Genomic DNA, 12,604 nt, shown 5'->3' with positions numbered 1-12,604 from the left:
GGATCGCTATGTCTATGTACAATGTATATCCATTGCATCAGGTTCTCCTGCGCCGCTGCGCAGTAATCCTGATGGGTGTTTTGGCTTTGCCAGTAATGTTATTCCGCCGTGACCGTGCTCGTTTTTACAGCTATTTGCACCGCGTTTGGGCGAAAACCAGCGATAAACCAGTATGGTTAGCGCAGTCTGAATTAGCCGCTCGGGATTTCTACTGAGTTAATTCGGTTAATTAGAATCCCGGTGTGAAATCGAATGCCAGTCAGTGCACGCTGACTGGCATTTGTTTTTTGGCTTCCCAATAATACGGTTCACGAGTGCCCGGCGGCGCTGGCTTTACTCACACACTCTCCCCTCATCAAGCCGATATTTACCTCGCCTTAGGGTTATTTCACGCAATAACAGTTATGCTTAAAATTCATAAGATTAAAAATTCTGATGCCAATGTGTATCATCGGGCCAGATAGCGTGATTTAACCAAACGTTTCTTGAATTTATTGAATGTCGGGAGTGAACTATGAGCGAAAAAATCCCCGTAGGTATCAGCGCCTGCCTGCTCGGCAGCAAGGTACGTTTTGACGGTGGGCATAAACGGCTGGACTTCGCTACAGAAGAACTGGCTCCCTACGTCGAATTTGAACCCATTTGCCCAGAAATGGCCATTGGTTTGCCTTCTCCGCGTCCCGCTCTACGCTTGGTTCGCCAGCAGGATGACGTCCTGATCCGTACCAGCAATGACGCCAATCAGGATGTTACCGCCGCCATGCGTCGTTTTGCCGAGGAAAAGGTATCTCATCTCAGCCATTTGTGCGGCTATATTTTGTGCGCAAAATCTCCCAGCTGCGGAATGGAGCGGGTGAGGGTATACAGCGAGAAAGGCGATTTTTCCAAGAAGGAGGGTACCGGAATTTTCGCTCAGGAATTGCTAAAACAGTTGCCCTGGCTACCGGTTGAGGAAGATGGTCGCCTGCACGATCCGCAACTGCGAGAGAATTTTGTCGAGCGTATCTACGCGCTGGCTGAGTTTAATTCGCTATGGAAGAAAGGGTTAACGCGCGGCAGCCTAATGGCATTTCATAGTCGTTATAAACTTTCACTGCTCGCGCATTCTCAGCCTGAATATCGCCAGATCGGTCCTTTTGTCGCCGCAATGGATCAATGGGAATCACTGGAAGATTTTGCTATTGAATATCGTAACCGTTTGATGCATTTGCTGGCACATAAAGCGACCCGCCGTAATCACACTAATGTCTTAATGCATGTACAAGGTTACTTCCGTCGACATTTAAATGCTGCTCAACGGCAAGAGTTGGCCCAGTTAATCGACCGCTACCGACAGGGTATGCAACCCTTATTAGCGCCAATAACTCTGTTAAAACATTATATGGCTGAGTACCCGGATGCCTATCTGGCGCAACAGCGGTATTTTGAACCGTATCCGGAGGCGTTGAGGTTGCGCTACGGACATTAAGCGGTTGGTGATCGGCTGCTGTGTCTGTCTATTTGATTTTTAGATAATTTTATAAAAAGGAATGCCATGACTACCCATTTGGTCTGGTTTCGCCACGATTTGCGCGTTACCGATAATTTGGCCCTGCACGCGGCCTGTGAAGACCCGCAGGCGCAGGTGCAGGCCGTATTTATCGCTACGCCGGGGCAGTGGGCATCTCACGATATGGCGCCGCGGCAGGCCGCATTTATTCATCAAAACCTACAATTACTTCGACAGCAACTCGCGCTGCGTGGTATCCCATTGCATTACCATCAATGCCATGATTTCGACGCTTCAGTAGACTGGTTAGCCAATCTTTGTATTGAACAACGCATTGATAAACTGCTTTATAATCATCAATATGAACTGAACGAACGACTGCGGGATACGCAGCTGGAAGAAAAGCTTCGTGGGCAAGTCATCTGTCAGGGTTTCCATGACAGCCTGTTATTGCCGCCGGGAAGCGTTCTGACCGGCAACGGCGAAATGTATAAGGTTTACACCCCATTTCGCCGTGCTTTTATCCAGCGCTTGTTGATGACTGACTGCAACTGCGTGCCAGCCCCACAACCGCGGCAGTCGCCAATGGATGACTCATCTGCGCTCGCACCTTTTAATTATCCTGCAGCAGAAGTGGACGCTGAGCTCTTTCCCGCGGGAGAAGAGGCCGCTTTACGCCGCCTTCGCCAATTTTGTCGCGAAACTGTGCAGGATTATCAGAAACAGCGAGATTTGCCGGCAGTTGACGGAACCAGCCAATTATCGCCTTATCTGGCTCTTGGCGTGCTGTCTCCGCGCCAATGTTTCAATCGACTGCGAGCAGAATGCCCCAACGTGCTGGACATGCCGGACGGTGGCGCATTCAATTGGCTTAATGAATTGATCTGGCGAGAATTTTATCGCCATCTATTGGTGGCTTATCCGCGATTATGCCGAAATCGTCCGTTTATTGACTGGACGGATGAGGTACGATGGAACCCTGCTGACGATAAGTTGCAAGCGTGGCAACAAGGCCTGACCGGCTATCCGATTGTGGATGCGGCGATGCGACAGCTAAATGCTACCGGGTGGATGCATAATCGCTTGCGTATGATTACCGCCAGCTTTTTGGTCAAAGACCTGCTGCTGGATTGGCGTTTAGGCGAGCGGTATTTTATGTCTCAGTTGTTGGATGGCGATCTGGCTGCCAATAACGGGGGCTGGCAATGGGCCGCGTCAACGGGGACAGATTCTGCCCCGTATTTTCGTATTTTCAACCCCACGACTCAAGGGGAACGGTTTGATAAACAAGGCACTTTTATCCGCCGTTGGCTACCGGAGTTAGCGGCGGTGCCGGAAAGTGATATTCACCAGCCTTGGCGTTGGGCGCAGTGGCAACAGCCGCTTGATTACCCGCAGCCGATCGTCGATCACAAACAAGCCAGATTGGACACGTTGGCCGCATTTGAGGCCGCCAGACGGGAACATTCCCGCACAACATAACAACAAGGAGCCAGTATGTTTAAAAAAGGGTTAGTCCTGATCTTCAGCCTCTATTCTTCATTGAGCTGGGGTGGATTTGAGGTGGTTGCCCTTGGCGTGGATGGTGGCGTCAGCGATGGCAATTTAACCTCGTATTTAATTCGCAGCGATACTAACCCTCTGTATCTTGGTCTGGACGCAGGATCTGTGCTTCCCGGTATAGCCAAAGGCTTGGACAAAGGGAACTTTGCCGATGTAACCGAGCAAAACGCGGCGCCTTTCACCCGTCAGGGCTATATTTTCCGTCAACGCATTAACAGCTACTTTATTAGTCACGCTCATCTGGATCACGTTGCAGGGCTGATTATTGGCTCTCCCGAAGACAGTAAGAAAACCATCTATGGCACCGCCGCTACGGTGGAAACCTTGAGAAACCACTATTTTAACTGGCGCGTGTGGCCGAACTTTACCGATTCTGGCAGTGGCACGCGCTTGGGCACTTATCGCCTGCAGGCTCCGCGTCCCGCTCAACGTTTCACTATAGGTTTAACCCGATTGATCGGTGAAATCTATCCTCTGAGCCATGACCAGTCACCTTCTTCGATGTTATTGATCGGTCAGGGCGATGAGTTCTTCGCCTATTTTGGTGATACCGGGCCTGACGCGGTGGAAAAATCAAAAAATCTGGATCAGATTTGGCGCATTTTGGGTGAAAAGGTCAAACAGAAGCAGCTAAAAGGCATGATTATCGAGGTGTCTTACCCAAACAGCGTGGCTGACGGCAAACTTTATGGTCATATGACACCCAAATGGTTGCTGGCAGAGCTGAAAAATCTGGCGAAATACAGCGGTGAAGGCGAGCAACCGCTGAAAGATTTACCGGTGGTGATTAGCCATATCAAGCCGTCGTTACAGCAGGGGCCAGATCCCCGGAAAGTCATTGTGGATGAACTGCAGCAGGCTAACGATCTGGGCGTTAAATTTATTCTGATGGAGCAGGGCGACAGTCAGCAATTCTGAGTGTCGCGGGTTTGCTTTCGCTAAAATCGGCGGGTATGTTAGCCCCAAAATCGCTAAAACGAGATGAAGATCATGCGTAACACCGAACTGGAAACCCTGATAAATACCGAATTGAATACCGCTGCTTTTCAGGATTATGCGCCGAATGGCCTACAGGTCGAAGGTCGCCCTGAGGTGCAACGAATTGTTACCGGCGTGACGGCCAGTCAGGCGTTGCTGGATGCGGCAGTGGAGCATCGGGCCGACGCGATTCTGGTTCACCACGGTTATTTTTGGAAGAATGAACCGGTGGTAGTTCGCGGTATGAAACGTAATCGCCTGAAAACCTTACTTACTGAAGATATCAATCTCTATGGATACCATCTGCCGCTGGATGCGCATCCAACGTTGGGCAATAACGCGCAGCTAGCCAGGCTACTTGATATTCATGTTATCGGTGAAATCGAGTCGTTGTTGCCTTATGGCGAGTTTGAAAAACCGATCAATAACCAGATACTGAAAGAGCGTCTGGAAAAACAGCTAGGCCGCCCGGTTCTGCACTGTGGCGATCACGCGCCTACGGATATTCGTCGCATTGCCTGGTGCACGGGCGGTGGGCAAGGTTATATTCAGCAGGCGGCTGATTTCGGGGTTGATGCCTTTGTTACCGGTGAGGTTTCCGAGCAGACGATTCATATTGCTCGTGAGATGGGGGTGAATTTTTATGCGGCGGGTCACCACGCGACCGAACGCGGCGGCATTAAGGCGCTGGGGGAGTGGCTGGCGAACCAACACGGGTTTGACGTGACTTTCATTGATATTCCTAACCCTGCTTAATGCTCTCTCAATCACGCCGCTCAATCAATTGGTGGCGTGAATTCTCTGCTCTAATCCTGACCAGAAAAGCACTATTCCTCGTAAAAACTGAGGGTTATTAGTTTACTCATCCTAATAAAACCCTATCTGACGAATATTAAGCGATAAAGGTTATATTTATCATAACTTTTAGGTATTCAATGCTGATTTTTAATAAGAAATAAATTAGTTAATTGCCAACATAGTGGTTTAAAACACGTTAAATATTGCTTTCATAGCGATTAATAATGGTGTTATCCGCTTATGTGGCAGTTAATCGCCTATCTCCCGTTGTTAAGCCCCTATTGACAGTTGCAATGCGCTAAAGCATAACTATGTGCTTATGGCTAATAATTATTAAGTTATAGAAACAGTCAAAGTCTTATAAAGAGCAGGGAGATAAGGATTGCAACGAGCACGATGTTACCTATTGGGAGAAAGCGCGGTGGTTCTGGAATTGGAGCCGCCGGTGACTCTGGCAAGCCAACAACGTATTTGGGGTCTGGCGGATCGCCTGATTCATCATCCTGATGTTCGCGAAGCCATTCCGGGCATGAATAACCTGACGCTGTTGCTGGAGAACCCGCAGCAAACGGCGTTGGATGCCATTGAGCGTTTACAGCGCTGGTGGGAAGAAAGTGAGTCCTTGGTACTCGAATCCCGAAACATTGATATTCCGGTGATCTACGGCGGAGAGTTCGGGCCGGATCTGGAAGACGTGGCTCGTCACACCGGTTTGTCACCGCGTCAGGTGGTGGAATGTCATTCTTCTGCGAGTTATATCGTCTATTTCCTCGGTTTTCAGCCGGGTTTCTCCTATTTAGGCGGTCTGCCGGAACAACTGGCAACGCCGCGTCGCGGGGAGCCTCGTCTGTCTGTTGCACCGGGTTCCGTTGGGATCGGCGGCAGCCAAACGGGTATTTATCCGTTAGCTACCCCCGGTGGTTGGCAATTGATAGGGCGTACTTCTCTGGCATTGTTTAACCCGTTGGAAATGCCGCCTACCTTGCTTCGCCCCGGTGATAATGTGCGCTTTGTACCACTCAAGGAGGGCGTATGTTAAAAATTATTCGCGCCGGTATTTACACCACTATTCAGGATGAAGGCCGTCCCGGTTTTCGCCGTTTGGGCATCAGTCAGGGCGGGGCACTGGATTTACCCGCGCTGAAAATGGCTAATATGTTGGTGGGGAATGCCCCCGCTGCCGCAGGATTGGAAATTACGCTGGGGCAGTTTTGTGCCGAATTTACTCAGACAGGCTGGATCGCACTAACTGGCGCGGGCTGTGATGCCAGGCTCGACGACCAATTACTGTGGACCGGCTGGCGTTATCCGGTGAAAGCGGGCCAGCGTATTCAACTTAATGTCCCATTGCGGGGAATGCGCAGTTATCTGGCGATCTCCGGCGGTATTGACGTGCCTGAAATGCTTGGCTCGCGCAGCACTGATCTGAAAGCCGGATTTGGCGGTCATCAAGGGCGGTTGATTAAAGAGGGCGACGAATTGCCGTTGGGCAAAGCGAGCCGTTTACCTAAGGAATCCGTTGGCATTAAACAATTACTGTTTGGTAATCGAGTGCGGGCGGTGCCGGGGCCGGAATATCACGAGTTTTCGTCCAGTGCGCAAGAGGCGTTTTGGCGCAGTGCGTGGCAGCTGAGCCCGCAAAGTAATCGGATGGGCTACCGTCTGACCGGCGGCGAGTTATCCCGCAATACCGCGCGGGAAATGTTATCCCACGGTTTACTGCCCGGAGTGGTGCAGGTGCCGCATAACGGCCAGCCAATTGTATTAATGGCAGATGCGCAAACTACGGGCGGTTATCCGCGAATTGCCTGCGTGATCGAAGCCGATCTCTTCCATTTGGCGCAAATTCGTTTGGGAGAACCGGTGCATTTTGTCAAATGTACGCTGGAGGACGCTTTGAAAGCCAAAGCCGAACAACAGCTGTATTTGCAACAGATTGAACGGGGTTTAGCCGCGGGTTTCCACCCGGTGGAGGCCAAATGAAAGTAGATTTAAACGCAGATTTGGGTGAAGGCTGCGCCAACGATCGTGAATTATTGCAGTTAGTCAGTTCCGCTAATATCGCCTGCGGTTTCCATGCGGGAGACGCTGAAATTATGCGCCAGTCGGTTCGTTGGGCGTTGGAGTTTCGCGTGGCTATTGGCGCTCATCCCAGCTTTCCCGATCGGGAGAACTTTGGCCGCACCGCGATGCAACTGCCGCCAGAAACCGTCTATGCGCAGGTGATTTATCAGCTCGGCGCGTTGGCGGCTATCGTGAAGGCGGAGGGCGGGCGTATGCAGCACGTAAAGCCCCACGGCATGCTGTATAACCAGGCGGCGAAAGATCCGCAGTTGGCAGACGCCATTGCTCAGGCGGTGAAAGCCGTCGATTCCAATTTGCGTTTGGTTGGATTGGCGGGTAGCGAATTAATTCTTGCTGGGCAGCGCGCGGGTTTATCTACCCGACAGGAAGTTTTTGCCGATCGTCGTTATCAGGCCGATGGTTCGCTGGTTCCGCGCAACGAGCCGGATGCGTTGATTGAAAGCGATGAACTGGCATTATCTCAAACGCTGGAAATGGTACAGCAGCGGCGGGTTCAGTCCCGTGACGGCATTTGGGTGCCGGTACAGGCAGATACCGTTTGTGTTCACGGTGATGGCGCGCACGCATTGGCTTTTGCTCGTCGCCTCTATGACAGTTTTATACAGAAAAATATCAGCATCAGTGCGAGCTGATAGGGCGTCAATAATCATAACCGCCTAGCCCGGGCGGAATAATAGTGAACACTTGATCAGAACCCAGGATAGGAGAATACATTTGGAACAGACCGTAAATCTCTGGCCGCTTATTGGTATTGCGGCAATTATCATCGGATTTTTAATGCGTATTAATGCCGTATTGGTGGTGATTACCGCTGGCATTATTACCGGCGTAGCGGCTTTGATGCCTATTGCCACCATATTAGAGAAACTGGGTGAAGGTTTTTTGAATACACGAAACCTGCCGCTGATTTTATTACTGCCGCTGGCGGTAATAGGTTTATTGGAGCGCCACGGCCTGAAAGAACGGGCGCAGGCGTGGATTTCAAAAATAAAAAGCGCCACCTCCGGTCGGCTGCTGATCGTGTACCTGTTTGTGCGTGAAGCCACAGCAGCGCTGGGGTTAACCAGTCTGGGCGGACATCCGCAAATGGTCCGTCCATTATTGGCTCCGATGGCCGAAGGTGCGGCGGAAACACGTTATGGCGAGTTACCGGAGAAAGTTCGCTACCGTTTGCGCGCTATGTCGGCGGCCACGGATAACGTGGGATTATTTTTTGGGGAAGATATATTCGTCGCTTTCGGTGCGATTATCTTTATGCATAACTTTATGTTGGAATCTGGCGGTATTCAAACCGAACCGCTGCATATTGCCCTGTGGGGTATTCCGACTGCGATTTGTGCATTTATCATTCACGCATATCGCTTGCAGCGTTTAGATAAACAATTGGCGGCAGAACTGACGGCGCTGAATCAGTCGGCATTAGCTGAGAAAGGGGCGTCGAAATGATTTTCCAACAACAATATCTCTATTGGCTGGCGGGCGTAGTGCTGCTGATTGTCGCCTTGATGTCATTTCGTGATAAAGCTAACCCGCGTCGAATTACCACCGGTTTGTTTTGGGGATTGTACGGACTGATTTTTCTGGTAGGAGACTGGACGTACCGTTTGGCCAATTCGCTGGGCGGCGACGGTCCGGATGAAAAACGCATTCTGAATATCACCGTGGGCGTGGTGGTGGTCATTATGGCGCTGATCGCCGGTTTTGGTGGCGTTCGATTGGGTAGCTATCATCAGCGCACGCCGGTGGAACGCGAAGTGAGCGCTAAGAAACTGGGGAACCGCCTGTTTATTCCAGCGCTGGCAATTCCAGTCGTGACGGTTATTGGCGTACTGTTATTCAACAACATTCCAGCGTTAGATTTGTGGGTGTTTGGTAGCGGTAACCATGCCACTTTGGTGACGCTGTTCTCTATGACTCTAGGCTGTGTGCTCGGCCTGATTATTGCCGTGGTGATGACGAAAGAAACCGCCGCGCAGCCGGTTCAGGAAGCGCGGCGTTTACTGGATTCCATCGGTTGGGCCTTTATTCTGCCGCAGATATTAGCCACTTTAGGCCTGTTATTCACCACCGCAGGCGTGGGAACGGCGATTGCTCATTTGACGCAAGAATATCTGGCTGTCGATCATCGCTTTATCGCCGTAGCCGTCTATGCTATCGGCATGGCGGTGCTCACCATGATTATGGGGAATGCGTTTGCGGCATTCCCCATTGTCACCGCTGGGATCGGGATCCCAATTCTGGTATTACAGCACGGCGGTAATCCGGCAGTTATGGCGGCTATCGGGATGTTTTCCGGCTATTGCGGCACGCTAATGACGCCAATGGCAGCTAACTTTAATATCGTTCCGGCAGCGTTACTGGAGTTGCCTGACAAGAATGCGGTGATTAAGGCGCAGATTCCAACCGGCGTAACTTTATTGATTGTTAACGTATTCTTACTGTATTTCCTGATGTTCCTGTAGGAGAAGTGATGAAAAACGTATTAATTACCGGTTTTGAGCCTTTTGGCGGCGAGCGGGTCAATCCGTCGTGGGAAGTGGTCAAGCAATTGAATGATTTGCAGCTTTCCGGCGTTCGGGTGGTGGCTCATCAGCTGCCCTGCGCTTTTGGCGAAGCCTTAACATCGCTGAATGCGGCCATTGATGCCACTCAGCCGGTATTGGTTCTGGCTATTGGACAGGCCGGTGGTCGTGCAGATATCACCATTGAACGCGTCGCGATCAATGTGGATGATGCGCGTATTGCGGATAATCTGGGACAACAGCCGGTAGACCAGCCGATTGTGCCTGATGGCCCGGTGGCGTACTTTACCCGTTTGCCCATCAAAGCCATGGTGCAGGGAATCCGCGAGGCGGGAATACCGGCGTCGGTTTCCCAAACGGCTGGAACCTACGTGTGTAACCATGTGATGTACGGTCTACTGCATCGTTTACATCAACAGGACAACGAGGTGAAAGGGGGATTTATTCATATCCCTTATTTGCCGGAGCAGGCGGTAAACCACCCCGGTTCGCCAAGTATGTCGGCTCAGTCCGTCCTGATCGCGCTGGAAGTTGCTATTTCTGTGGCGTTGCAAATTGAACATGATTTGCACATATCCGGCGGCGCGACACACTGATCCCTATTGGAATAATCAATAAAAAAGCGGAGGGCGACTTCCGCTTTGTCGTTTTAAGGAGGAGCAGAATGCCGGAAGGCCCGGAAATTCGTCGCGCTGCGGATAAACTTGCCGAGGCGGTGATAGGCAAGCCGTTGAAACAGGTGTGGTTTGCTTTTCCTCAGCTCAAGCCTTATCAATCTTTGCTGCTTAATCAGCAGGTCAATGAAATACAAACTCGGGGCAAAGCATTGTTGACGCATTTCTCCGATGGATTGACGCTGTATAGCCATAATCAGCTGTACGGAGTCTGGCGAGTGGTTAAAGCGGGAGAAACGCCACAGACTAAGCGAGATCTGCGAATACGACTGGAAACGGCCGACCAGGCCATTTTGCTCTACAGCGCCTCTGATATAGAGATTGGGCCGCGTGAAGTGATTGAACAGCATCCCTTTTTGCAGCGTATTGGCCCAGATGTGCTGGATATGGCGCTCACGGAAAATGACGTGATTGCGCGGTTATTGTCGCCGCAGTTTTGCCGTCGGCAATTGGGCGGAATGCTATTGGATCAGGCATTTTTGGCGGGATTAGGCAATTATTTACGCGCAGAAATTCTGTGGCTGGCGGCGTTGGCACCAACGCATAAACCGCAGGATCTCACCCCAGAGGCATTGCAGGCGTTGGCTTCGGCCTTATTGGCGGTGCCACGCCTTTCCTACGCGACGCGCGGCGTAGTGGATGAAAATCATCATCACGGCGCATTATTCCGTTTCAAGGTCTTCAATCGTACCGGCCAGCCTTGCGCGCGCTGCGGTGAGCCGATTGAAAAAATTGCTATTTCTTCGCGTCCTTTCTATTGGTGTCCGGCCTGTCAGCATTAATTATCAATGATAAAACGCGTTTTTCAGCCATAAAAAACGCCACTGAAAAGTGGCGTTTGATGATCGGGTCGCGCCTAGATTCAGTGCGCGACGGGAGTCAATTTACTTCTTGATTTGGCTAGTGAAATCGCGTTCTGCGTAGCCGGTGTACAGCTGGCGAGGACGAGCGATTTTCAGGCCTTCATCATGCATTTCGTTCCAGTGAGCAATCCAGCCTATGGTACGGGCGATAGCAAAGATCACGGTAAACATGGAGGAAGGAATACCCAGCGCTTTCAGGATGATACCTGAGTAGAAATCTACGTTCGGGTACAGTTTCTTCTCGATGAAGTACGGGTCATTCAGGGCGATACGTTCCAGCTCCATCGCCACTTCCAGCAGGTTGTCATTCAGGTTGAGTTCTTTCAACACTTCATGGCAAGTCTCACGCATCACGGTAGCGCGTGGATCGTGGTTTTTATACACCCGATGACCGAAGCCCATCAGACGGAAGGAGTCATTTTTGTCTTTGGCGCGACGGATAAATTCAGGAATGTGCTCAACGGTTTTGATTTCTTCCAGCATCTTCAGGCAGGCTTCGTTCGCGCCACCGTGAGCCGGTCCCCACAGGGACGCAATCCCGGCAGCAATACAGGCAAACGGGTTAGCGCCGGAAGAACCGGCGGTACGCACGGTAGATGTGGAGGCGTTTTGTTCATGGTCAGCGTGCAGGATGAAGATGCGATCCATTGCGCGTTCCAATACCGGATTCACTTTGTATTCTTCACATGGAGTAGAGAACATCATGTGCAGGAAGTTACCGGCGTAGGACAGATCGTTACGTGGATAAACGAAAGGCTGGCCTAGGGAATATTTGTAACACATTGCGGCAACCGTTGGCATTTTGGACAGCAAACGGAAAGCGGTAATTTCGCGGTGACGCTCGTTGTTAACATCCAGTGCATCGTGGTAGAAGGCAGCCAGTGCGCCTGTCACGCCGCAAAGTACGGCCATTGGATGAGAGTCACGGCGGAAGCCTTGCAGCAGTCGGGTAATCTGCTCATGGATCATGGTGTGACGGGTCACGGTAGTTTTAAACGTGGCGTATTCTTCCGGCGTTGGCGTTTCGCCGTACAGCAAGATATAGCACACTTCCAGATAGGTAGATTCTTTCGCTAACTGATCGATTGGGAAGCCACGGTGCAGCAAAATACCGTTATCACCGTCGATGTAGGTGATTTTTGATTCGCAGGACGCAGTGGAGGTAAAACCGGGATCAAAGGTGAAATAGCCTTTGGAACCTAAGGTTCGTACGTCGATAACATCGGTACCCAAAGTCGGGGATAGTACGCCCAGTTCAATCGTAGCTTCGCCAGTCAAAGTTAGCGTCGCTTTCTTGTCAGCCATTTACAGTCTCCTTAGCGCTATATTTTAAAATCCTTAACAACCGTAATGTCTTTTGTGCCTGCGGCATGCCTTATCGGTTATCAGCAGCACCCTGTTTTATTCATCGTTCAAGTCGCGATTTAGGGTACAGAGCATGTTGCTAATAGAACCAACAATCCGGCACGTTGGAGTGTCAGGCGACGTTACGTGATTGTTAACGATTTGTCGGATACTTATATTTTTCTAATCATTGCCTACGAGATTATTAGGGGTATTTACTTACACACTGTTGCACAACTTATGTCCATAAGGAAGTGTATCCGTAGACCTTTCGTGCATCATAGGGCT

13 protein-coding genes are annotated in these 12,604 nt (G+C 50.9%); 12 read left to right on the top strand and 1 reads right to left on the bottom strand.

Going from position 1 to position 12,604, the window contains the following annotated elements:
- The first annotated feature begins 8 nt into the window (after window positions 1-8).
- The 12 genes from DBA33_RS12110 (at window position 9) to nei (ending at window position 10,891) form a co-directional block, all read left to right on the top strand.
- The gene (locus tag DBA33_RS12110) at window positions 9-215 is read left to right on the top strand and encodes a YbfA family protein (protein ID WP_049596747.1); all 207 of its coding nucleotides are present in this window, start codon (window positions 9-11) and stop codon (window positions 213-215) included.
- A gap of 299 nt (window positions 216-514) precedes the next feature.
- The gene (locus tag DBA33_RS12105) at window positions 515-1,468 is read left to right on the top strand and encodes a 2-thiouracil desulfurase family protein (RefSeq protein WP_120806554.1); all 954 of its coding nucleotides are present in this window, start codon (window positions 515-517) and stop codon (window positions 1,466-1,468) included.
- A gap of 66 nt (window positions 1,469-1,534) precedes the next feature.
- On the top strand, window positions 1,535-2,971 hold the full coding sequence (gene phrB, locus DBA33_RS12100; RefSeq protein ID WP_064512497.1) for a deoxyribodipyrimidine photo-lyase: 1,437 nt from the start codon (window positions 1,535-1,537) through the stop codon (window positions 2,969-2,971).
- A 15-nt stretch (window positions 2,972-2,986) separates the two neighbouring features.
- Window positions 2,987-3,970 carry an MBL fold metallo-hydrolase gene (locus tag DBA33_RS12095; RefSeq protein WP_064512499.1) on the top strand — a complete coding sequence of 328 codons (984 nt, stop codon included), beginning with the start codon at window positions 2,987-2,989 and terminating at the stop codon, window positions 3,968-3,970.
- Between the two features lie 72 nt (window positions 3,971-4,042).
- Window positions 4,043-4,786, top strand: a complete 744-nt coding sequence (locus DBA33_RS12090) for a type 2 GTP cyclohydrolase I (protein WP_064512500.1) — start codon at window positions 4,043-4,045, stop codon at window positions 4,784-4,786.
- 424 nt (window positions 4,787-5,210) lie between these two features.
- Window positions 5,211-5,867, top strand: coding sequence for a 5-oxoprolinase subunit PxpB (pxpB, locus tag DBA33_RS12085; RefSeq protein WP_064512502.1), 657 nt, complete (start codon window positions 5,211-5,213; stop codon window positions 5,865-5,867).
- On the top strand, window positions 5,861-6,811 hold the full coding sequence (pxpC, locus tag DBA33_RS12080; protein WP_064512504.1) for a 5-oxoprolinase subunit PxpC: 951 nt from the start codon (window positions 5,861-5,863) through the stop codon (window positions 6,809-6,811). Before pxpB ends, pxpC begins: the two co-directional genes overlap by 7 nt.
- On the top strand, window positions 6,808-7,545 hold the full coding sequence (gene pxpA, locus DBA33_RS12075; protein ID WP_120806553.1) for a 5-oxoprolinase subunit PxpA: 738 nt from the start codon (window positions 6,808-6,810) through the stop codon (window positions 7,543-7,545). Before pxpC ends, pxpA begins: the two co-directional genes overlap by 4 nt.
- Before the next feature lie 82 nt (window positions 7,546-7,627).
- A complete protein-coding gene (locus tag DBA33_RS12070; RefSeq protein WP_120806552.1) occupies window positions 7,628-8,359 on the top strand; it encodes a DUF969 domain-containing protein in 732 nt (243 codons plus the stop codon).
- Complete coding sequence (locus tag DBA33_RS12065; RefSeq protein ID WP_120806551.1) at window positions 8,356-9,375, top strand: DUF979 domain-containing protein; 1,020 nt, start codon at window positions 8,356-8,358, stop codon at window positions 9,373-9,375. The genes DBA33_RS12070 and DBA33_RS12065 overlap by 4 nt, the downstream gene beginning before the upstream one ends.
- An 8-nt stretch (window positions 9,376-9,383) precedes the next feature.
- A complete protein-coding gene (pcp, locus tag DBA33_RS12060) occupies window positions 9,384-10,031 on the top strand; it encodes a pyroglutamyl-peptidase I (RefSeq protein ID WP_064512509.1) in 648 nt (215 codons plus the stop codon).
- A gap of 68 nt (window positions 10,032-10,099) precedes the next feature.
- Window positions 10,100-10,891 (top strand): endonuclease VIII, encoded by a 792-nt coding sequence (nei, locus tag DBA33_RS12055; protein WP_120806550.1) that lies wholly within the window; start codon window positions 10,100-10,102, stop codon window positions 10,889-10,891.
- Window positions 10,892-10,993: 102 nt separating this feature from the next.
- Here nei and DBA33_RS12050 read toward each other — a convergent pair whose 3' ends face one another.
- A complete protein-coding gene (locus DBA33_RS12050) occupies window positions 10,994-12,277 on the bottom strand; it encodes a citrate synthase (protein WP_064512513.1) in 1,284 nt (427 codons plus the stop codon).
- Between the last annotated feature and the right edge of the window lie 327 nt (window positions 12,278-12,604).

This window comes from Yersinia sp. IP36721, assembly GCF_003634395.1.
Lineage (GTDB): Bacteria > Pseudomonadota > Gammaproteobacteria > Enterobacterales > Enterobacteriaceae > Yersinia > Yersinia entomophaga.
This window is presented reverse-complemented; position numbering and strand designations above follow the sequence as displayed.

Bases quoted from the DNA above. Each gene is read 5' to 3' on its own strand.
- phrB (WP_064512497.1), top strand. From the start codon at position 1,535: ATGACTACCCATTTGGTCTGGTTTCGCCACGATTTGCGCGTTACCGAT.
- DBA33_RS12110 (WP_049596747.1), top strand. From the start codon at position 9: ATGTCTATGTACAATGTATATCCATTGCATCAGGTTCTCCTGCGCCGC.
- DBA33_RS12095 (WP_064512499.1), top strand. From the start codon at position 2,987: ATGTTTAAAAAAGGGTTAGTCCTGATCTTCAGCCTCTATTCTTCATTG.
- DBA33_RS12090 (WP_064512500.1), top strand. From the start codon at position 4,043: ATGCGTAACACCGAACTGGAAACCCTGATAAATACCGAATTGAATACC.
- pxpC (WP_064512504.1), top strand. From the start codon at position 5,861: ATGTTAAAAATTATTCGCGCCGGTATTTACACCACTATTCAGGATGAA.
- pcp (WP_064512509.1), top strand. From the start codon at position 9,384: ATGAAAAACGTATTAATTACCGGTTTTGAGCCTTTTGGCGGCGAGCGG.
- DBA33_RS12065 (WP_120806551.1), top strand. From the start codon at position 8,356: ATGATTTTCCAACAACAATATCTCTATTGGCTGGCGGGCGTAGTGCTG.
- DBA33_RS12050 (WP_064512513.1), bottom strand. From the start codon at position 12,277: ATGGCTGACAAGAAAGCGACGCTAACTTTGACTGGCGAAGCTACGATT.
- pxpA (WP_120806553.1), top strand. From the start codon at position 6,808: ATGAAAGTAGATTTAAACGCAGATTTGGGTGAAGGCTGCGCCAACGAT.
- nei (WP_120806550.1), top strand. From the start codon at position 10,100: ATGCCGGAAGGCCCGGAAATTCGTCGCGCTGCGGATAAACTTGCCGAG.
- DBA33_RS12105 (WP_120806554.1), top strand. From the start codon at position 515: ATGAGCGAAAAAATCCCCGTAGGTATCAGCGCCTGCCTGCTCGGCAGC.